Source organism: Burkholderia puraquae (assembly GCF_002099195.1).
GTDB lineage: Bacteria > Pseudomonadota > Gammaproteobacteria > Burkholderiales > Burkholderiaceae > Burkholderia > Burkholderia puraquae.
This window is the reverse complement of the sequence record NZ_NBYX01000022.1, coordinates 38302-58668: the sequence shown is the minus strand read 5'-3', so window position 1 is coordinate 58668 and position 20367 is coordinate 38302. Positions and strand designations below refer to the sequence as shown.

Below are 20367 nucleotides of genomic sequence, written 5' to 3'. Positions count from 1 at the left end.
GTGCTTCAACCGGCGCGCGTGTGGCCCGCATCGTCCGGGCAGACTCATCCGGCGCGGGGCCTTCGTACAGGCAACTGCCTTCGTCATCGCGCGCTCCTATAATGAGCGCCGACACGACAACAGCAACAATAAAGACGAGGGCGACCCTTCCGATGGGCAATCGAGCATGGCTGTATCTGCAGGCCGGTGACGGCGACGTCGCGCGAACGATCGAGTTCGCGGAATCCAATAACCACTTCCCGCTGCTGTGGCGCGTGCTGCTCGCCGACGGCGGCGCGGGCGACGCGATTACCGATCAGCGTGTGTTCGGCGACGCGGGCACGCCGAATCTCGTGAGCGATGCACGCGCCGCGCTTGCACGCATCAGCCGGCTCGCGGCGTTCGTCACCGCGTATCCGCTGCCGGGCGACGATCCGGCGCTTGCGCGCCAGTTCGATGCGGTCGTGCGCCATCTCGGCGAATCGATCGACGCGCTCGGCGATGCGCACGGCGCGCCGCGACTATCCGCGAACCTCGACGAACTGTCATGGTTCGACGACGGCGATCCGAACGACTACATTGACGAGGAACGCGATGCCTGCACGCGCCTGTGGTGGCGCGTCGCGAACTGCATGGACTTCCGCGACGTGCGCGGTGCGCGCGACGTACTCGAGATCGACACGCCCGCCGACTGGCGCGACTGGGCGTGGGGCTTTGGGTTCGGCGGCGTGTCGCATCATTATTTCCGGCGCCAGAATCCGCCACGCCGCGTGACGTTCGCCGAGATGTTCGACGCCGGCGAACTGCACGGCAACTGGCTCGATCACGACACGTTCAGCTTTCGCGGACGCAACGGCCTGTGGGGCGTGCGGCGCGAAACCGACGACGCGTGGCACGTGATCGTGCCGCCCGAGTGGACGAACCTGTGGGCCAGTGGCGCGCGTGACGACCGGTTGTTGTGGGCCGCACGCGACGGCAAGGTCGGCCTGCTGCTTGCCGATGGGGACGGTGAGGGCGACGGTGCCAGGATCGTGCGCGAACCGGCGTTCGATGCGGTGTGGGATTTCAGCGGCGACGTCGCCTGCGTGCGCGTCGGCGACCGGTTCGGGCTCGTGCGCACGGACGGTGCGTGGGCGCTCGAGCCGTCGCTCGACGATTTCGGCGAGTTCACCGGCGGCGTCGCGTCGGCGAGCCTGAATGGCCGCTGGGGCTTCGTCGATGCGCGTGGCGCGTGGGCGATTCCGCCGCGCTTCGACGACGCGCACGAATTCGTGAACGGCGCCGTCGCGGCGGTAGCCGAAGGCGAGCAGTGGGGGCTGATCGGGCGCGACGGGCAATGGCACGCACGGCCCGAGTGGACGGCGCTCGAATGGTCGTCCGAATGCGGCGCCTTCCTCGCGCAGCGCAACGGTCACGTCGGCCTCGTCGATGCGAAAGGCCGGGTGATTGTCGAACCGCATTACGCGGAAGTCGCTCCGCTGACCGACGGTGAGCGGGCGGAGATGCTCGACGCGCTCGGCGCGATCCGCCATATCGTGCGGCGCGACGACGGGCGTTGCGCGATCGTCGACGGGCAGGGCCGCGTGCTGACGCCGTTCGACTTCGTCAACATGGGGGCGCTGACGTGGTTGCCCGACGACGAAGCCGTGCCGGGCGAGTTGTTCACGCGTTACGCGATCGGCGTCCTGCCGGGCGAGCCGGTGCAACTCGCGATCTGCGATCTCGAGACAGGCGGGACAGTCGTGCAGGGGCGCTACGACGACGTGGCCGGCCTGTTCTGGGGGGGCGATCACGGCTGGCTGGCCTGCGTGCAGGACGAGGGCGGCAACGACGTGCGGGCGACGGTGCTGCGCGCGGACGGCACCGTGCTGCATCCGGCGCGTTACACGCGGATCGGCGACGATGCGCTGTTCGACGACGATCGCGCCACCGCCGCCGGACACGCGATGCCGATGCCGTGGTTCGTCCGCCGTGTCGCGGTCGCGCAGAACTGGAGCATGGACGAACCGGTCGCCGCATTGCGCGACGACGGCGTGCCCGTATGGTTGTACGCGGACGGGCACGCGACCACGACGCTTCGGTAGGCGGGACCGCTGTCGTGCATGCCGGCGTGGCCCGCCGGCACCCCGATCAGCGGAAGAACCTCAGCCAGTCGAACAGGCCCGGATGCTGCGCGCGCCGCTTCGGCGCCGGCGCGCTGCGCGGCCGGAAGTCGGGCGAGAACTGCACGTGCGAATCGATCGCCCGCGCGCGCAGCGCCGCATCGTAGAACGAGCCGACGATCGGCAGCGCGCTGTGCGCGCCCGCGCCCCAGTAGTCGCTGCGCAGCGTCACGCTGCCGTCGTCGAAGCCGACCCATGCGCCGGCCACGAGCTGCGGATGCATCAGGACGAACCAGCCGTCCGTGTTGTCCTGCGTCGTGCCGGTCTTGCCGGCAACGTCGATCCGAATTCCGTAGCGCGAGCGAATGTCGGCACCGGTGCCGTAATCGACGACGCCGCGCATCACGTCGACCAGCGTCTGCGCGGCGGCCGCCGGCAGCGCGCGTTCGGGCGGCGCGCTGCCGAAGGCGGCGAGCACCTTGCCGTCGCGATCCTCGATGCGCGTGATCATCTGCGGCGCGACGTACACGCCGCGGTTCGCGATCGTGCCGTACGCGGACACCATCTCCTTCAGCGTGACGGGGCTCGTGCCGAGCGCGAGCGACGGCACCGCGTCGAGCGGGCTGTCGCGCACGCCCATCGCGCGCGCGAGCTGAACGACCTTCGCGGCGCCTTCCCGCTGCATCACCTGCGCGGTGATGCGGTTGCGTGACAGTGCGAGCGCGTCGCGCAGCGTCATCGGTTCGCCCGTCGGCGGCTCCTCGTCGGTCGGGCGCCAGACCGCGCGGCCGTCGATCGGGATCGCAACGGGGCGGTCGATGAACGTATCGCCCGGCCGCATGCCGTCCGCGAACGCGGCGCCATAGACGAACGGCTTGAACGTCGAGCCCGGCTGGCGCCGCGCCTGCGAGACGTGATCGAACGGCTCGCTGCCGAAATCCGGACTGCCGACCCACGCGCGGATCGCGCCGTTGCGCGGATCGATCGCGACGAAGCCGGCCTGCACCTGCGTCTTGCGCTCGCACAGCGCGCGCATGAACGCGCGGTTTGCGCCGAGCTGCTTCAGCGCCGGGACATCGGCAACGCCCGCGTCGCGAACCTGGCGATATTCGGGCGTCTGGCGGATGAAGCCGCGGAACAGATCGTTGCGCAGCCCGCAGCCGGACGGCCCGCGCCATGCGCTGTCGGCGATCGCCTGCAACTGTTCGGTTTGCCGCGTCAGCGCCTGCGTCGCGATGTCCTGCAACTGTGCGTCGAGCGTCGTGCGCACGACGAGGCCGTCCGCGTAGAGATCGTAGTTGTTGCGATCGGCCCACGCGATCAGCCATTTGCGCAGCTGCACCGCGAAGTGCGGGGCGAGGCCCGGCTGCCCCGTCTGCGGCTCGAAGTCGACGCGCAGCGGCTGGCGCTGCAGTTTCGCGAGCTGTTGCGGCGTGAGCATGCCCATCTGCGCCATTCGGCCGAGCACGATGTTGCGCCGCTGGACCGCGCGCTCCGGATTCAGCACCGGGTTGTAGTAGCTGTTGCCCTTCAGCATCCCGACGAGCGTGGCGCTTTCCGCGATGTCGAGCTGGTCCGCCGACTTGCCGAAGTAGGTGCGCGCGGCCATCTCGACGCCGTACGCGTTGTACAGGAACGGCACCGTGTTCAGGTAGGTCTCGAGGATCTCGTCCTTGCTGTACACCGACTCGATCTTGAACGCGGTGATCAGCTCCTTCACCTTGCGCGTGAGCGTCGGCGCGCGGCCGACTTCGTCCGGATACAGGTTGCGCGCGAGCTGCTGCGTGATCGTCGAGCCGCCCTGGCGATCGCCCGAGAACGTGTGCAGCCCGGCCGCGAGCGTGCGGCGCAAGTCGATGCCGTGATGCGTGTAGAAGCGGTGGTCCTCTGTCGCGATCAGCGCGTCGACCATGTGCGGCGAGATCTGCTTGAGCGGCACCCATTCGCGGTTGACCGGCCGGAACTCGGCGATCAGCTGGCCGTCGGCGGACAGCACGCGCGCGGGGCGGTCGATGCGCGCCTTGCGGATGTCGCCGATGCTCGGCGTGAACGGGACGAACGCGAGCAGTACCAGCAGCCCCAGCACCGGTATCGCGGCGAGCGTCAGCGCGACGCCGCGGCGCGTCGGATGACGCAGGCGATGCAGCACGCCGGCGCCCAGCGCGCGGATGCGCGCGCCGCAGGCGGCGGCGAACGGTGCGATGCGGGCGCGGCAGCGAAGCCACGCGTCACGGAGAAGCGGCACGAGACGATTCAAGGCGGCAGGAGCGCGGATGGAAGACGCGCGATCCTAGCAAACGGCGCACGTGCGACGACGGTCAAAACGGCCGTTTGCTTGCAGGATTTACAGACGATTACGTTTGTTGCTCGCCGACAATCTTTTACGGTGCGCGCAGCCGCGATTCCGCAGACGAATCGCGGCCGGGCTGTCGTCTCGCAGGTGCTGCCCGTTCAGCGCGGCGCGACGTCGGCGGCGGCCGTGGCGACGACATCCGCGAGCCGCTGCGCGGCCGCTTCCATCTGCGCGCGACCAAACCCGCCGAAGCCCAGCACGAGCCCCGGGCGGGCCGTGCCCGGCGCGAACATCGGCGACACCGCGCGCACCGCGACGCCGGCCTGCGCGGCGCGCGCGACCACGTCGAGATCGTCGATGCCTTCCGCGAGCCACAGCACGACGTGCATCCCCTGGTCGCCCGGCTGTACCCACGCGCGTTCGCGCGGCAGCTGCGCACCGAGCGTGTCGATCAGCAGCGCGCGCTGCTCCGCATACACGCCGCGCACGCGGCGGATGTGGCGGTCGAGATGGCCTTCCGCGATGAACGCGGCCAGCACGTGCTGGTCGGCGGTCGGTGCATGGCGGTCCATCAGCACGCGTGCGCCGCAGAACGCCGGCACGAGATCGTCGGGCGCGATCACGTAGCCGAGCCGCAGCGACGGAAACAGGATCTTGCTGAACGTGCCGAGGTAGATCACGCGATCGGGGGCGAGCCCCTGCAGCGACGGGAACGGATAGCCTTCGTAGCGCAACTCGCTGTCGTAATCGTCCTCGACCACCCAGGCGCGCCGCGCGCGTGCCCATGCGAGCAGGGCATTGCGCCGCGCCATGCTGAGCGGCATGCCGAGCGGATACTGGTGCGACGGCGTGACGAACGCGACACGTGCATGCGGCGCGACGCGGATGCCCGCGTCGACGTCGATGCCTTCGGCGTCGACCGGCACCCGCACCATCGCGTCGTGCCGCCCCGTGCTGTCGAGCAGCGCGGTGATGCCGCGATAGGCCGGATTCTCGACCCACGCCTGATCGTTCGCGCCGAGCAGCACCTGGCTCGCGAGATGCAGCCCCTGCTGCGTGCCGCTTGTGATCACGACCTGGCCGGCATCGCAGCGCACCGAGCGCGAGCGGCGCACGTAGTCGGCGATCGCTTCCCGCAGCGGCAGCGCGCCTTGCGGATCGGCATAGCCGGACGGCGCGCCGGCGCCGCGTGCGCGCAGGCGGTTGCCGAGCCGGCGCCAGATGTCGTCGGGCGCGGTGAGGCCGATCGGCACCGAGATCGCGAACGGCATGGCCGGCAGCGGGCTGAATTCCCGGGCGATCCGCGCAAAGGTGGCGGCTGGCTCGGGCAGGCCGGCGTGCGCCGCTCGCCGGCGTGGCGCAGGCGGCACGGGTTCGGCGCTGGGCGGCGGCTCCGCGAGCGCGTTCGCGACCCGTGTGCCCGCGCCGCCGCGCGATTCGAGGAAGCCTTCGGCGACGAGCTGCGCATATGCATCGACGACGGTGCCGCGTGCCACCTGCAGCGACGTGGCGAGCAGCCGTGTGGACGGCAGCGTGTCGCCGGGCCGGATGTCGCCGCGCCGCACGGCTTCGCGCAGCGCCTGCGCGAGCTGGCGGCTCAGGTCGCCGGCTGCGCGATCGAGCACGCCGAGCGACGGGATTTCGACGTTCCGCGCCGTTCTTGCCATGATTCTGGTCTTCTGAAATTGTTCCAAACCGGCTCTACAGAATAAACCAGTTTGGAGCCACAATCGACGCATGACGGACCAGCGCCTGATCCATTCCAACCCCCGCACGACCGTGGAGCCGACATGTACGTCCCCGCCGATTTCAACGAACCCAACCCCGACGCACTGCGCGAGCTGATCGTGCAGCATCCGTTCGGCAGCCTGATCACGCACGGCAACAGCGGGCTCGACGCGAACCACATCCCGTTCGAGCTGCTGCCCAGCGACGGCGGGCTCGGCGAACTGCATGCGCACGTCGCGCGTGCGAATCCGGTCTGGCAGGACGTCGCGAACGGCGACGAGGTGCTCGTGATCTTCCGCGCGGGCGACGCGTACATCTCGCCGACCTGGTATCCGAGCAAGCATGTGGCGCACCGGCAGGTGCCGACCTGGAACTACGTGGTCGTGCATGCGCACGGCCGCATCACGGTGCGCGACGACGCGAAGTTCGTGCGCGGCGTGGTCGCCCGGCTGACGCGCACGCACGAGGCGTCGCAGCCGGTGCCGTGGAAGATGGGCGACGCGCCGGCGGATTATCTCGACACGATGCTGGAGGCGATCGTCGGGTTGCAGATCGAGATCACGCGGCTCGTCGGCAAGCGCAAGCTCGGGCAGAACAAGGCGGAGGCCGATATCCGGGGCGCCGGCGAAGCGCTGGTCGCGGATGGGAAGCTCGCGATCGGGGAAGCGATGCTCGCGGAGGCGGACCGCAAGAATGAATAATCGTGCGGTCGCGAGGTGAGGGGCTCCTTGCCTGGACCACAATACCGCGCAAATGTAGACGGGTTTTCCTCGACGCGTCCGAACCTTGTAGGGCAGACACATGCCGGTGAAGGAAGCCAGCACGTGTCGTACAGGTCAGGCGATTCATTACATGACGTAATCGACAATGTATAGGGCGGTGGTCACGAAGAGAATCGCGGCACTCCACAGTGCCCATGTTCGAGTGCGCCAACGCTTCCAGGCGACCGCGTTGAGTGTGCCGAAAGCGATCGCGGGACCAAAAAAATACGAAATCAATACGGGTGCAATCCACCACGGCGTCGGGCATTTGTCCAGTTCATGGCAGCCCGTGGCGATATGGTCAGGTTTGACCAAGTGAACGCGGCTGAGCGCGTAGACAAATACCCATGCGACCAGCAGCCCGAACAAAAAGCCGCAGAGCGATATCGCAAGTCGTTTCACTTGATTTCCCAAAATAGGATTTGCTTCGAGCCGGCAAGATCAGAATACGATGCGTCGCCGAGTATGGTCGCCCCTTGACGAACAGACCTGGCGCCTAAATAACGCCCCCATGTCGCGAACCCGCCCCAAAATCCGCTGACCGTCAAGCGCGATCCGTTCCACAGATCAATGTGGCCGCCACTCGCGTTCTCGGTTGATTCGCCGCTGCGTGTCCAGTACCGGGAGAACTGGATGATACCGGTGCAGCCTTTGACCTTCGCCTCCCAATCCTCCCCGGTAATGTTTTCTGCTTTGGGAATACCTGCGAACGGCTGTAGTTGCAACCATGCGCCCAGCTCATCAGCGCGTGTCGCCGTGGGTTTCCCGTCAAGCAGGATACGGCCGATCGTCTTTGCGCCCGACATCGGTCTGACGTTCTTTGCATTGAACGATTTCATTCCGACACCGACGCGGTGCAGAGTAACGCTGACGCGAATGGCGCATTGATTGGTATATGCTGGGTTGTCATACGGATTGCCGGACGGGTAGCTGTCCCAAAGCTCTTTGAAAGTGACGCCTGCCAATGGCACCTCTTTCTCTGAACCTTTGGTGTTGGTAGTGCGCACTTTCGTGGGACCGGTATGTGGCATCAATTACTCCCCGTTTGCTTCGAGAGCGCGTCATCGCCCCAGTAGACGGTGTAATCGCTCGCCTCGTCTCCGGTATGGATACGGGGTAGTTTGCCGCTTGCGTCAAGACGCCCAAAATGCATACGGCCGTCATCGGTCTCGATATAGTAGGGCAACCCTTCCGTTACCTCCTTGGTCGCCCTCACCCGCTCGTCGAAAGTGCCTTTCCTGACCGATACGATCTCACCCGTTAGCGTGCGGCTCGAAACGACTTCCCCGAGACCCTTTATCCCATCGTTGCACCACGCTTCGCCGGCAAGCAATGCAACGATGTGTGGCGGAGTTGCGCAGTTGCACATGACTACATCATTATCCAGCGCGACCTCTCCTCGGAACTTGATTCGGTATGGGCCCCCGGCCTTCGCGATGGTGCCCACGCATTGGCACGCGGTGCAGAATGCGTTACCCCCGATTAGGGCTGCTTGATGCCCGTGTACACGGAACGGCGGAGCGTCGTATGCGTTAACTGTCCCGCCGCTTGAAAGACTATCGCCAACGACTGCAATTCTTCTTTTCATTGACCGGCCCTCTCGGAAAGCCGTCATCGTAGCCACGTGGCGCGATAGTGCATCTCGAAATTGATAGGGGTTCCTAAAACGGCAAGGTTGAACCCGCAACTATCGTGGGGGAAACCATACGCCACGGGTTACGAATCCGGGGGGGCGCGTGATCGCTATTTTTGATCGATTTTCCCACGGCTCCCCTTACACCTATTGCGGCCGTTTTCCGCCTTCCCCCGCCTGCGCCAGCGCGCCCCGAATCGCGGCCTCGGTCTCGTCATACCCGCCTTCGCCATACCGCGTATAGACGACCTTGCCGTTCGCATCGATCAGGTACAGCGCGGGCCAATACTGGTTCCCGTACGCGCGCCACGTGTCGTAGCGGTTGTCCTGCGCGACCGGGTACCGGATGCCGAAGCGCTTGATCGCATCGGCGACGTTGCCCGCGTCGCGTTCGAACGGATATTCCGGCGTATGCACGCCGACCACGACGAGCCCCTGGTCGCGATACTTCCGGTCCCACGCCTTCACGTACGGAATCGTATGAATGCAGTTGATGCACGAGTACGTCCAGAAATCGACGAGCACGACCTTGCCGTGCAACTGGCCGAGCGTCAGCGGCGCGCTGTTGTGCCAGCGGTCGATGCCGGTGAAATCGGGCGCCGCCGTGCCGGCTTGAGAAGTCGGCATGCCCGCGTCGTCGCGGGTGCCCGCGAAGGCGGCGAGCCCGGCCGTGGCGGCAAGGGCGAAGACGAGGGCGGCGATCTTGAGTCGGGGCAGCATGGCGTTCTCCTGAACGGGAGGCCGCCGCTCGAAGGCGGCGGCCGGACGGGTTTCGACAGGCCCCATTAGGCGGCGCCGACGTATCTGCGATGTGTCCGGCAGGCCGCGCGTGTGCAATGTTGTGTGTCGTCGCGGCGGCGCGATACATTGGGATACAAACGCCTGCCCGCCGTGCGGTATAAAAGCGGACATCGCCTGCCCGAACTACGACACCGACAACGACTCATGGACAAGATCGACCACGTGCTGATCGTCGACGACGATCGCGCGATCCGCGAACTGATCGCGGATTACCTGGAGAAGAACGGCATGCGCGTGTCGCTGGCCGCGAACGGCCGCGAGATGCGCAACGTGCTGGACGACGGCGCGCCCGACCTGATCGTGCTCGACCTGATGATGCCCGGCGAGGACGGCCTCACGCTGTGCCGCGACCTGCGCGCCGGCAAGTTCCGGACGGTGCCCGTTCTGATGCTGACCGCGCGCGGCGAGGAAACCGACCGCATCATCGGCCTCGAGATGGGTGCCGACGACTACCTGGCCAAGCCGTTTGCGGTGCGCGAACTGCTCGCGCGGATCCGCTCGGTGCTGCGCCGCGCGCGCATGCTGCCGCCCGGCATGCAGGTGACGGAAACGGCCGAGATGCTCGCATTCGGCGAATGGCGGCTCGACACGACCGGGCGCCACCTGCTCGATGCCGAAGGCACGCTGGTCGCGTTGAGCGGCGCCGAATACCGGTTGCTGCGCGTGTTTCTCGACAACCCGCAGCGCGTGCTGACGCGCGACCAGTTGCTCAATCTCACGCAGGGGCGCCAGTCCGACCCGTTCGACCGGTCGATCGACCTGCTCGTGAGCCGGCTGCGCCAGCGCCTGCGCGACGGCGCGCGCGAACCGCGCTACATCAAGACGCTGCGCAACGAGGGCTATGTGTTCTCGTCGGCCGTGACCGCCGTCGACGGTACGCCATGAGCGCGCGCATGCCGTGGCACTGGCCGCGCTCGCTGTTCGCGCGGCTCGCGCTGATCCTGTGCGTGGGCCTTGCGCTCGCGCAGACGCTGTCGTTCTGGCTCACCGTGACCGAGCGCGACCAGGCGACCACCAACCTGATGATGGGCTACATCGAGCGCGAGGTTGCGAGCTCGGTCGCGCTGCTCGACCACCTGCCGCCGGCCGAGCGGGCCGCGTGGCTGCCGCGCCTCGCGCGGCGCAGCTATGCGTTCATCCTCGGGCCCGGCGAGACCGGCACGCCGCCGGAAGCGCGGCTGTCGGCGCGCGTCGAGCGGTCGATTTCCGACGGCATCGGCGGCGACTACCCGCTGACCGCGAACGCGATCCCCGGCGACCGCGAACATCTGCAGGTGCATCTGCGCCTGACCGACGGGTCGCCGCTGACGATCGACATCCATCCGATGTCGACGGTGCCGCTGTCGGGCTGGCTGCCGGTCGTGCTCGTGCTGCAGCTCGCGGTGCTGGCCGCGTGCTGCTGGCTCGCGGTGCGGCTCGCGACCCGGCCGCTCAAGCAGCTCGCGCAGGCCGCCGATGCGCTCGGCCCCGACCTGAAGGGCGAGCGGCTGAACGAGAGCGGGCCGTCGGAAGTCGCGCGCGCCGCCCGGGCATTCAACGCGATGCAGGATCGCATCGCGCAGTACATGGCCGAGCGCATGCAGATCCTCGCATCGATCTCGCACGACCTGCAGACGCCGATCACGCGGATGCGGTTGCGCGCCGACATGATGGACGACGACGCGCAGGGCGCGAAGCTGCGCCAGGACCTGCTCGAGATGGAGCATCTGGTGAAGGAGGGCGTCGCGTATGCGCGGACGCTGCACGGCACCGAGGAAGCCGCGCGCCGCATCGATCTCGATGCGCTGCTCGACAGCATCGTGTGCGACTACACGGATGCGGGGCAGGACGTCGCGCTGCACAGCCGCGCACCGCTCGCGCTCGTCACGCGGCCGAAGGCGCTGCGCCGCATCGTCGGCAACCTCGTCGACAACGCGCTGAAGTTCTCGGGCGCGGCCGAGATCGACGTGCAGGCCGCGCCGGACGGCGGCGCGGTGATCGCGGTGCTTGATCGCGGGCCCGGCATTCCCGACGATCAGCTCGACGCGGTGTTCGAGCCGTTCCGGCGCGTGGAGACGTCGCGCAACCGCGAGACGGGCGGAACGGGGCTGGGCCTGGCGATCGCGAAGCAGCTCGCGCTCGCGATGGGCGGCACGCTCACGCTGAACAATCGGACGGACGGCGGCGGGCTGGAAGCGCGGCTCACGTTGAGGCGTGCGGGGTGACGGGATGCGGCGCGTGAGCGTCGCGGTTTCAGATGGTGCCGAAGCTGACGCTGAAACGCGACGTCACACGCGCTGCAGATGCGCATCGACGAGCGGCGCGAGCGTCTGCGCATGCACGGCCGCGAGATCGTGCCGGCCGCCCGGCACGACATGCAGCTGCGCGTCGGGCAGCCGTTCGAGCAGGCGCTGGCCGGCCGCGACGGGGCTGATCGGATCGTCGTCGCCCCACAGCAGCAGGGTGGGCTGCGCGATGCGGCCGATATCTTGCGACAGGTCGGCACGGAACGTCAGGAACCAGTCGGGAAGCTGCGGGTTGGCTTCCGCGAAACCGGTGCGCCAGTCGTGCGCGCCGAGCCCTGCCATGTCGAGTCCGCCGGACGTGACCGTCAGCACGAGGTGCGTGATCAGTTCGGGCTTGTCGAGCGCCGCGCGCATCGCGATCACGCCGCCCATCGATTGCGCGATCACGGCGGTCGGCCGGTCGATCGTTTCCAGAACATGACGCACGAGGCTGTCGAAATCGTCGACGGCCGGGTCGCGTGGCGTGTCGCCGAAACCCGGATAGCTGACGATCCGGCGCGAGGCCGGATGCGTCAGGAGGCCGGCGAGCGGTTGCCAGAAGGCGGTGCTGCCCGATGCGCCGGGCAGGAAGAGCAGTTGCGACGGAACGGGCATGGCGATGCGGTTTTCCGGTGAGTGACGTGAAGCGGAAGGGTGAGCCGGGCGAGCCGGGCGTGTCAGCACCGGCCGGTGCGCAGCGCGACGGTCCAGTCGTCCCGCCCGCGCGCTGCCGCGGTGGCGGCCGCCGTGTGCCAGTCGTATTCGACCGCATGGAATTCGACGTTCCAGCCGGCCGCCGTGCGCGACACCATCGCGTAGCGCGCATGCGGCGAGCCCGTCTCGATGCGGTGCGGATGCGGCAGGTCGTCCGCATACGCCTGCAGCCCGACGCTGCCCGGGTTGACGATCAGCCGGCCGTCGTCGAGCTTCGCCGTGCGCGGGATGTGCGTGTGGCCGCACAGGATCAGCGATGCCGGTTCGTCGCCCGCACGCCGCGCGATTTCATCGGGCGTGGCCGCACGGCAGCCGTCGGGCGTGACCGTTTCGAGGAAATAGACGAGGTCGCTGCCGGGCGTGCCGTGGACCATCAGCACGTCGTCGCCGAGCGTCATGCGTTCGGGCAGCGCGGCGATCCAGTCGAGATGATCGGCGCGCAGCGTGTCGTGCGCCCAGCGATCCGACAGCCGCATCGATTCACGATCGCCGGTGAGCAGTTGCCGTTCGTGATTGCCCTTGATGGTCGGCAGGTCGAGCGCGATCAGGCGGTCGGCCGTTTCGGGCGGATGGAGTGCGCCCGACAGGATGTCGCCGAGATTGACGATCACGTCGGCACCGCGGCGGCGGACGTCGTCGAGCACCGCGTCGAGCGCGGCGAGGTTGCCGTGGATGTCGGACAGCGCGGCGATTTTCATGGCGGATCGTGGGGGGGAAGGGAACGGCGATTGTCGCCAATTCGGCGCAGGCCGTCCAATGGCCTGCGCATGCGACGCCGTGAGCGGCTTGACGTGAAGCCGCGGGTAACGCGTCAGTCGGTCGCGAGGCGTGCGTACATCGCGAAATCGCCGGGCGTGCCGCGCACCATCTTGTACGCGCGCAACAGCCCTTCGTAGCGGTAGCCGCACTTCTGCAGCACGCGTGCGGAGCCCGCATTGCTGGTCAGCACGACGGCCTGCATGCGCATGAAGCCCTCGGCGAATGCCCACGCGGTCACGGCCTCGCACAGTGCGCTCGCGATCCCGCGCCCCCAGTGCGACGGTGCGAGATCGTAGGCGATTTCCGCCGAGCGGTTCACGGTCGATACGGTATGCAGGCCGATCGTCCCGGCGAGCACGCCCGATGCATCGTCGATCACGGCGAGACGCCGGATCGAATCGGGGGCCGTCGATTCGATGGCGTCGAACAGCGGCAGCAGATCGTCGGGCGAGCGCAGGTTCCAGCTCGTGTGGCGGTAGACGTCGGGGTTCGTCAGGTACGCGTACCACGCGTCGAGGTCGGCGCGTTCGATCTGGCGGAGCGACAGGCCGGGAACGCCGGAGCGCGGCGGCGCAGCGATTTTCATCGGAATCCGCGCCTATGCCGCATGACGCCGGTACAGCGCCAGCGACCCGGCGAGCGCGAGCAGCATCGCACCGCAGGTGCGTTCGAGCCACAGCGCCCCCGCGCGCTTCAGCAGCCGCACCGCGCGTGCGCCGAGCAGCGCGTAGCCGAACATCACGAACCCGTCGAGCAGCGCGAACGTGATCGCGAGCGCGACGTATTGCGGCGCGAGCGGCGCGGACAGATCCAGGAACTGCGGCAAAAAGGCGGAGAAGAACAGATAGCCCTTCGGGTTCGTCACCGCCGTGAGGAAACTCTTCGCGAAGATCGATGCGTTGCGCCCGGATGCCGCGCCGTCGTGCGCGGCGGCGACGTCGAGCGAACCCGTCGACATCAGCAGCCGGATGCCGACATACGCGAGGTACGCGGCGCCGAGCCACTTCACCACCGAGAACCAGAACGCCGACGCCATCAGCAGCGCGCCGAGGCCGAGCGCAACCGCGACGATCAGCACGAAGTCGGACAGCATCGCGCCCGCGAAGCCGTAGGCCGCGCGGCGCACGCCGTAGCGCGAGCCGTTGGTCAGCGCGAGCAGCACGGTCGGGCCGGGTGTCGCGATGCCGACGAATGCGACGGCGGCAAAGATCAGCAGGGTCGTTTCATGCATGAAGGCACTCCCGATGAACGGCGGCGTTCGATTATCGGCCGCGCCCGCCCAGGCTGTACAGGTGCGGCGCGCTGCGCACGCGGCCGCCCGTTCGACTATCTCGATTTTGGCAAGAAACTGTTTTCATTATTCCGCTATCGACGGGAACCGGTTCCATCTACCATGGCGGCCGCAGCGGGCATGCCCGCCGCGTCGTCGCGCGCGGACGCCGCCGGCCTCGCACCGCCGGCGGATCTCGCCGCCCGCGCGCTACTCGCAACTGACAGCCAGAACAACGGGTTCACCGCCCGGAGACACGACAATCATGAACAAGCAACTGATCGCAGCCCCGCTGCTGCTCTCGCTCGCGGGCATCGCCGCCGCGCAAAGCTCCGTCACGCTGTACGGCATCGTCGATGCGGGCGTGACCTATCGCAGCAACGAACGGGCCGGCTCGGCGGGCGCGTACACCGGCCATTCGAGCGTCGGGCTCACGACCGGCAACCTGTCCGGCAGCCGCTGGGGCATCAAGGGTTCCGAGGATCTCGGCGGCGGGATGCGCGCACTGTTCGTCCTCGAGAACGGCTTCGACATCGCGAACGGCACGTCGGGCCAGGGTGGCCGGCAGTTCGGCCGCCAGGCGTTCGTCGGCCTCGGCAGCGACCGCTACGGCACCGTCACGCTCGGCCGCCAGTACACGTCGCTCGACGACTTCGTGAGCCCGGTCGGCCCATCGTCGTATATCGGCGGCTTCGGTGCACACCCGGGCGATATCGACGACCTCGACCAGACCGCGCGCGTCGACAGCTCGATCAAGTACACGAGCGCCAACTACTCGGGCTTCACGTTCGGCGCGCTGTACGGCTTCGGCGGCCAGCCGGGCAGCATGAAGCAGCGCAACACATGGAGCGTCGGCGCGGCGTACGCAGCGGGCCCGCTGCGCGTCGGCGTCGGCTACGAGCGGTCGGACAACAGCAAGACGGGCGCGACCGACCCGACGACGGGCAAGTGGCAGAGTACCGACGACGGCCTGTTCAACTCGTCGATCAACGAAGGCTATGCGAGCGCGCAATCGCAGCAGATCATCGCGACCGGTGCGACCTACGACTTCGGCCCGGCCGTCGTCGGCGTGAACTACAGCAACGTGCAGTACCGCAGCGGCGGCCAGTCGCTGTTCACGGGCCACGCGACGTTCAACGTCGCGGGCGTGTACACGCGCTGGAACGTGCGCCCGCAGACGCAACTGTTCGCGGGCTACAGCTACACGCGCGGCAGCGATGTCGATGGCGTGGACGACCGCGCGCAGTATCACAACGTCACGCTCGGTGCCGTCTACGACCTGTCGAAGCGCACCAGCGTGTACTTGCTCGGCGCGTACCAGCATGCATCGGGCATGACGCTCGACGCGCTCGGCCGGCCGGTGGCCGCGACCGCGTCGGTGTCCGACAAGGCGAACGGCCACTCGTCCGACTCGCGCTCGCAGGCCATCGTCAGCCTCGGCCTGCGCCAGAAGTTCTGACGCGTAGCGATCGTTGCGGCCGCAACGTTGCCCGCAGCCGATGCTGGCAACGTTGCACGCGTGCTCCCATGCTGTCGCCTCGTTTCCTCGAGGAGACCACATGACCCGAACGCATTCCGCGAGTTGCCTGTGCGGAACCGTCGCCGTGACGCTGCACGGCGAGCCGGCGGCGCGCGCGAACGGCCATTGCGCGACCGGCTGCGATTGCTACGGCACGCCGATGCGGCCGGCGACCGCGTGGCCGCCGGAGCAGGTTGCCGTCGAAGGCGGCCATGCGACGTTCCCGCATCCGGCGAAGCCGATGTCGCGCACGTGCTGCGCGTCGTGCGGCGAGTTCGTGTTCGGCACCCACCGGCCCGGCATGCGCGTCGTGCCGAACAGCTGGCCGCGCGTGCGCACGGCGGGCAGTTGCCCGGCGGCCTGCAACCGGCGATGCACGTGTTCTACCGGCACCGCGTGATCGACATCGTCGACGCGCTGCCGAAATTCCTCGACGGCTGGGCCGGCCCGGCGCTCGACGACGCGCGCTGAACGACCGCAGCCGCGCGCCGGCACGGCCGGTGTGCGGTTCTCTTCGCCGTCTCCGTTGTTCCCCTTCCTCCCTCCGCATGCCCGTTGCGCTGAATCGCGACAAGACGATTGCGCCGGATAATATTTTTTCTCTTTCATTTTAATTTCGATTTGTAATCATCGAGCCCATTTCCGGGGAATGAAAAAGGCAATGCGGGCATTTCAGAAAAAATGACGCATTCGCATTGGTCGAGCCGGAAGAAAATGCCGGGGAAAAAGCACCGAAACCGTGCGGCCGGCAAGCCGTTGCGGCGCGGTGAGCGGGTTTGACCATCGTTGACGGAAAAGCGCCGGACGGCAAAAAGCGCGGAGTGAATAATTCGGGATGGCGGCGAATGCGCTTTATCCGGAATCACCAATATTTCATGCGCCGCGATTTACAGTGTCGACAATTGAACGTTCGGGAGCATTATTCATGTCAATGAAACAAATTCGGGCGGCGTTGCTGGGAATGTGCATGGCGATGCTGGCGCCGGCGAGTCATGCGCAGGTGCAATACTCGACCGACTGGCTCGCGAACACGTACGGCACGCTGGCCCAGCACGTCGGCAACGCCGCGCGCTCGATGTGGGTCGCGCCCGAAGGCGTGATCTACACGGCGTCGCGCTGGGACGAGAACGCGGGCGGCGTCGCGCTCTACCAGAACGGCCAGACGATGGGCACGATCGGCATCCACGACGAATTCCAGGGCGGCGCGATCACCGGCAACGCGACGTCGCTGTTCGTCGCGCTCGGCTATAACCGCACCTTCGGCAGCGGCTCGGTGGGCCGCTACAACCGCAGCACGAACCAGCGCGACCTGCGCATCCCCGTCAGCACATGGACGGGCCTCCCGAACCCGGACGTGATCACCGGCCTCGCGACGGCCGGCAACCTGCTGTACGCGAGCGATTTCTACGGCAACCGCGTGCGCGTCTACACGACCGACGGCGTCTGGCAGCGCGACATCGGCGTGACCGGCCCCGGCGCGCTGGCGCTCGATGCGTCGGGCAACCTGTGGGTGGCGCGCATGAGCGCGGGCGTGGTCGTGCAGTACAGCGCGACCGGCACGCTGATGAACACGATCCAGATGGCGGCCGGCGCGCGGCCGTCGGCGCTGTATTTCGACGCGTCGACGGGGCAGTTGCTGGTGGGCGACCAGGGCCGCGACATGAACATCAAGATCTACAGCCTCGCCGGGTTGCCGCAGCAGATCGGCACGTTCGGCGTGCAGGGCGGCTATCTCGACACGACATCGGGCATCAAGGGGCAGGTCGGCGACAAGCGGTTCACGCGCGTGGTCGGCATCGGCAAGGATTCCGGCGGCAACCTGTACGTGCTCAACAACGCATGGGGCGGCGGCTGGGATCTCGGGCGCAACGGCAGCACCGACCTTCATTCATACAGCCCGACGGGCGTGCTGCAATGGAAGCTGCAGGCGCTGAACTTCGAGGCGATCGCCGCACCCGACCCGGCGACCGACGGCGCGTTCTTCTACAGCGGCAACAACGTGTATACGGGCTCGGCGGGCGGCACGTTCGTCGCGAACACGGTCGATCCGTTCACCTATCCGAAGGACCCGCGCCTCGACATGAACGACTACCAGCGCGGCCAGCACTTCGGCCAGCTCGTGACGGTCGGCGGCAACCGGATTCTCGTCGCGTCGGGCCAGAACCCCGGCAACTTCAATTTCTACTACTTCACGCCGGCGACCGGCTATATCGCGAATCCGGCCGGCTCGCTGCCCGGCAAGCCGTTCAACACGACGCTGCAGGTCACGACCGGTTTCGACATCGACGGCAACGGCGACGTGTGGGCCGGGCTGAACGGCTCCAACGTGATTACCCGCTACCCGATGACGGGCTTCGACGCGACCGGCAAGCCGTCATGGGGCAAGCCGGTGACGACGCCCGTGCCGAGCACCGTGGCGCCGACTACGCGCATCGTCTACCAGGCGGACAGCGACACGATGATCCTTGCGCAGGGCCTCGCGAACAACTGGGACTGGACCGCGATGAACGGGCACATCGAGGTCTATCACGGCTGGAAGAACGGGAACACGACCGCGCCGAACCCGGTGATCAACCTGACGAGCGCGAACCCGAAATCGATCGCGGCGGCCGGCCACTACCTGTTCGTCGGCTACGTGCACACCGTGCCGAACGTCGACGTGTTCGATCTCAACACGGGCGCGCTCGTGACAACGCTGACCAACTCGAACACGTCGGCGATGGACGTCGGCAACGACGTCGACTCGATGTACGGGCTCCGCGCGTACCTGCGCTCGACCGGCGAATACGTGATCACGAAGGACAACTACAACGGCACCAGCATGATCGTGTATCGCTGGCATCCGTGAACGCGCGGCCCGTGCGGGCCGGCCGGCCTGCCCGGCGCCCGCATCACGGCGCGCCGAGCATGTGCCCGTTCACGCTCAGCCCGTACATCGAATCGGGCGAATCGTGGAACTTCGCGCGCGTATTCTTCACCGAGCCCGTGAAGCGCGGGTCTTGCGGACGTTCGTGGCTGTCCATGAAGGTCGCGACGTCCCACGCCTCCTGATCGGTCAGCGTGCCGCCGAGCCCGAGCGGCATGTTGGCCTTGATGAAGCCGGCCGCATTGCGGATGTCGCCCATCCCCGCGCCCCAGTTGAACGAACGCGCGCCCCACAGCGCCGGGAAGACGGCCTTGCCGCCGCTCGACTGGCCCTGGCCGTCCGCCCCGTGGCACAGCGCGCAGTGCTGCGTGTAGACGGCGGCGCCGCGCGCATAGTCGGCCTTCTGCGCGGGCGGCGGCAGTTTCAGGAAACCCTGCCCCGGCAGCTTCGTGCCGACCGGCGCGCCCTTCGCGAGCCAGTACGAATAGGTCTCGAGCGCGACGAGGATCGGGTCGCCGGCCGGCGGCGCCTTGCCGTTCATGCTGTAACGGAAGCAGCCCTGCAGGCGCTCCGCGAACGTGTTCACGTGGCCGTTCTTGCTGCGGTACGCCGGATATAGCAGGTACGCGGCCCACATCGGGCTCGAATCGGGCCGGCGGCCCGCGTCGAGGTGGCAGCTCGCGCAGGTCAGCTTGTTGCCGACGTACTTGCCCGCGAACTCGGGCGTGTGCAGGAAGATCTGCTCGCCGAGCTTCACGGTCTTGCCGAACTCGTCGGCGGGTATCGCGGATTCGGCGGGCGGCGTGAACAGTCTGGCGGCCGGTGCCACTGCGGCTGGTGCGGATGCGGGGGCGGAAGCGGCGGCCGGTGCATCCTGCGGCGCGGCCGCGAATGCGAGCATGGGCATCCAGGCCGCGCCGAGCAGGGCCGCGCGGGTGCGGCGGATCAGCGTCGTGCGGTCGATCATCGCTTGTCTCCCTGCGCGGCACCTCCACGCGCGTAGTAGGCGGCCACGGCGTCGATGTCGGCGTCGGACAGCTTGCCGGCGATCGCCGGCATCAGTGCCATCGGCCCGGGTGGGCGCGTGCCGTGTTTCCAGCCGTTCAACTGGCCGGCGATGTAGGCGGCCGGCTGGCCCGCGAGCGGCGGAAACGCGGTGCCCACGCCGAGGCCGCCGGGGCCGTGGCATTGAGCGCACGCGGGCAGGCCCTGCGACCAGCGCCCGCGCGTCGCGAGCCACGCGCCGGTGTTCGCCGAATCGATCGACGTGTCGTCGGCGGCGACGATGCCGGCCGGCGCGGGCAGGCTCGCGAAGTACGCGGATACCGCATCGCGTTCGTGCGGCGTCAGCAGTTTCGAGAGCGGCTGCATGACCGGGTTCTGGCGGCTGCCGTCCGCGAACGCGGCAAGCTGCGCGGACAGGTACGCGGCGTGGGTGCCCGCGAGGCGCGGGAAGCCGGCCGCATTGCCTTCGCCCTGGCTGCCGTGGCAGCCGATGCAGGCGGCGACGCCCGTCGCCGTGCCCTGTGTCGCGATCGTCTTGCCGAGCGTCGCGTCGTCCGCGCGCGCGTGGCCGGCCAGCAGCGTCGCCGCAGCGAGCAGCAGCGGCGCGAGCCGGCGTCGCGGTGTGTCCACCGTATCGTTCACGTGTCCCCTCCTTGTTGTCGGTCGCGTGCGC

At 67.9% G+C, this 20367-nt stretch carries 19 protein-coding genes and 1 pseudogene; 7 read left to right on the top strand and 13 right to left on the bottom strand.

Annotated elements, in window-relative coordinates; all coding sequences use genetic code 11:
- Positions 1 to 152 precede the first annotated feature (152 nt).
- Positions 153 to 2063: a WG repeat-containing protein gene (locus B7G54_RS30830; protein WP_085042498.1), complete on the top strand. Its 1911-nt coding sequence runs from the start codon at positions 153 to 155 to the stop codon at positions 2061 to 2063.
- 46 nt (positions 2064 to 2109) lie between these two features.
- On the opposite strand, the gene B7G54_RS30825 is transcribed toward B7G54_RS30830, so the two are convergent.
- Together B7G54_RS30825 and pdxR are read right to left on the bottom strand one after the other, a co-directional pair.
- Positions 2110 to 4338 carry a penicillin-binding protein 1A gene (locus tag B7G54_RS30825; RefSeq protein ID WP_085042497.1) on the bottom strand — a complete coding sequence of 743 codons (2229 nt, stop codon included), beginning with the start codon at positions 4336 to 4338 and terminating at the stop codon, positions 2110 to 2112.
- Between the two features lie 194 nt (positions 4339 to 4532).
- Positions 4533 to 6041 (bottom strand): MocR-like pyridoxine biosynthesis transcription factor PdxR, encoded by a 1509-nt coding sequence (gene pdxR / locus B7G54_RS30820; RefSeq protein WP_085042495.1) that lies wholly within the window; start codon positions 6039 to 6041, stop codon positions 4533 to 4535.
- A 123-nt stretch (positions 6042 to 6164) separates the two neighbouring features.
- Here pdxR and B7G54_RS30815 point away from each other — a divergent pair, with 123 nt between their 5' ends.
- The gene (locus tag B7G54_RS30815) at positions 6165 to 6803 is read left to right on the top strand and encodes an FMN-binding negative transcriptional regulator (protein WP_085042494.1); all 639 of its coding nucleotides are present in this window, start codon (positions 6165 to 6167) and stop codon (positions 6801 to 6803) included.
- Positions 6804 to 6950: 147 nt separating this feature from the next.
- Here B7G54_RS30815 and B7G54_RS30810 read toward each other — a convergent pair whose 3' ends face one another.
- From B7G54_RS30810 to B7G54_RS30795, 4 genes are all read right to left on the bottom strand, one after another.
- Positions 6951 to 7265, bottom strand: coding sequence for a hypothetical protein (locus B7G54_RS30810; protein WP_133059234.1), 315 nt, complete (start codon positions 7263 to 7265; stop codon positions 6951 to 6953).
- Entirely contained in the window at positions 7262 to 7894 is a 633-nt protein-coding gene (locus B7G54_RS30805; RefSeq protein ID WP_085042491.1) for a type VI secretion system amidase effector protein Tae4, read from the bottom strand. The genes B7G54_RS30810 and B7G54_RS30805 overlap by 4 nt, the downstream gene beginning before the upstream one ends.
- Positions 7894 to 8310 carry a hypothetical protein gene (locus tag B7G54_RS30800; protein WP_482764053.1) on the bottom strand — a complete coding sequence of 139 codons (417 nt, stop codon included), beginning with the start codon at positions 8308 to 8310 and terminating at the stop codon, positions 7894 to 7896. The genes B7G54_RS30805 and B7G54_RS30800 overlap by 1 nt, the downstream gene beginning before the upstream one ends.
- 333 nt (positions 8311 to 8643) lie before the next feature.
- The gene (locus B7G54_RS30795; protein WP_085042490.1) at positions 8644 to 9216 is read right to left on the bottom strand and encodes a thioredoxin family protein; all 573 of its coding nucleotides are present in this window, start codon (positions 9214 to 9216) and stop codon (positions 8644 to 8646) included.
- A gap of 225 nt (positions 9217 to 9441) precedes the next feature.
- On the opposite strand from B7G54_RS30795, the gene B7G54_RS30785 reads away from it, so the two are divergent.
- Together B7G54_RS30785 and B7G54_RS30780 are read left to right on the top strand one after the other, a co-directional pair.
- Entirely contained in the window at positions 9442 to 10182 is a 741-nt protein-coding gene (locus B7G54_RS30785; RefSeq protein WP_034190595.1) for a response regulator, read from the top strand.
- Positions 10179 to 11501, top strand: coding sequence for an ATP-binding protein (locus B7G54_RS30780; protein WP_085042488.1), 1323 nt, complete (start codon positions 10179 to 10181; stop codon positions 11499 to 11501). The genes B7G54_RS30785 and B7G54_RS30780 overlap by 4 nt, the downstream gene beginning before the upstream one ends.
- A gap of 63 nt (positions 11502 to 11564) precedes the next feature.
- Here the strand turns inward: B7G54_RS30780 and B7G54_RS30775 are convergent, their stop codons facing one another.
- The 4 genes from B7G54_RS30775 to B7G54_RS30760 form a co-directional block, all read right to left on the bottom strand.
- Entirely contained in the window at positions 11565 to 12176 is a 612-nt protein-coding gene (locus tag B7G54_RS30775) for an alpha/beta fold hydrolase (protein WP_085042486.1), read from the bottom strand.
- Positions 12177 to 12238: 62 nt separating this feature from the next.
- Positions 12239 to 12973 (bottom strand): metallophosphoesterase family protein, encoded by a 735-nt coding sequence (locus B7G54_RS30770; protein ID WP_085042484.1) that lies wholly within the window; start codon positions 12971 to 12973, stop codon positions 12239 to 12241.
- Between the two features lie 113 nt (positions 12974 to 13086).
- The gene (locus B7G54_RS30765; protein ID WP_085042482.1) at positions 13087 to 13620 is read right to left on the bottom strand and encodes a GNAT family N-acetyltransferase; all 534 of its coding nucleotides are present in this window, start codon (positions 13618 to 13620) and stop codon (positions 13087 to 13089) included.
- 12 nt (positions 13621 to 13632) lie between these two features.
- Entirely contained in the window at positions 13633 to 14265 is a 633-nt protein-coding gene (locus B7G54_RS30760; RefSeq protein WP_085042480.1) for a LysE family translocator, read from the bottom strand.
- Positions 14266 to 14569: 304 nt separating this feature from the next.
- Here B7G54_RS30760 and B7G54_RS30755 point away from each other — a divergent pair, with 304 nt between their 5' ends.
- Positions 14570 to 15763 (top strand): porin, encoded by a 1194-nt coding sequence (locus B7G54_RS30755; RefSeq protein WP_085042478.1) that lies wholly within the window; start codon positions 14570 to 14572, stop codon positions 15761 to 15763.
- Between the two features lie 100 nt (positions 15764 to 15863).
- Positions 15864 to 16294: pseudogene (locus B7G54_RS30750) on the top strand (GFA family protein).
- A gap of 134 nt (positions 16295 to 16428) precedes the next feature.
- Here the strand turns inward: B7G54_RS30750 and B7G54_RS39215 are convergent.
- Positions 16429 to 16689, bottom strand: a complete 261-nt coding sequence (locus B7G54_RS39215) for a hypothetical protein (RefSeq protein WP_165765638.1) — start codon at positions 16687 to 16689, stop codon at positions 16429 to 16431.
- Positions 16690 to 16748: 59 nt separating this feature from the next.
- Between B7G54_RS39215 and B7G54_RS30745 the strand changes: the two genes are divergently transcribed.
- Positions 16749 to 18671, top strand: a complete 1923-nt coding sequence (locus B7G54_RS30745) for an SMP-30/gluconolactonase/LRE family protein (RefSeq protein WP_085042476.1) — start codon at positions 16749 to 16751, stop codon at positions 18669 to 18671.
- 43 nt (positions 18672 to 18714) lie between these two features.
- Here the strand turns inward: B7G54_RS30745 and B7G54_RS30740 are convergent, their stop codons facing one another.
- Both B7G54_RS30740 and B7G54_RS30735 read right to left on the bottom strand, forming a co-directional pair.
- Positions 18715 to 19656, bottom strand: coding sequence for a c-type cytochrome (locus B7G54_RS30740; RefSeq protein WP_085042474.1), 942 nt, complete (start codon positions 19654 to 19656; stop codon positions 18715 to 18717).
- The gene (locus B7G54_RS30735; RefSeq protein WP_085042472.1) at positions 19653 to 20336 is read right to left on the bottom strand and encodes a c-type cytochrome; all 684 of its coding nucleotides are present in this window, start codon (positions 20334 to 20336) and stop codon (positions 19653 to 19655) included. Before B7G54_RS30735 ends, B7G54_RS30740 begins: the two co-directional genes overlap by 4 nt.
- Positions 20337 to 20367: the final 31 nt, after the last annotated feature.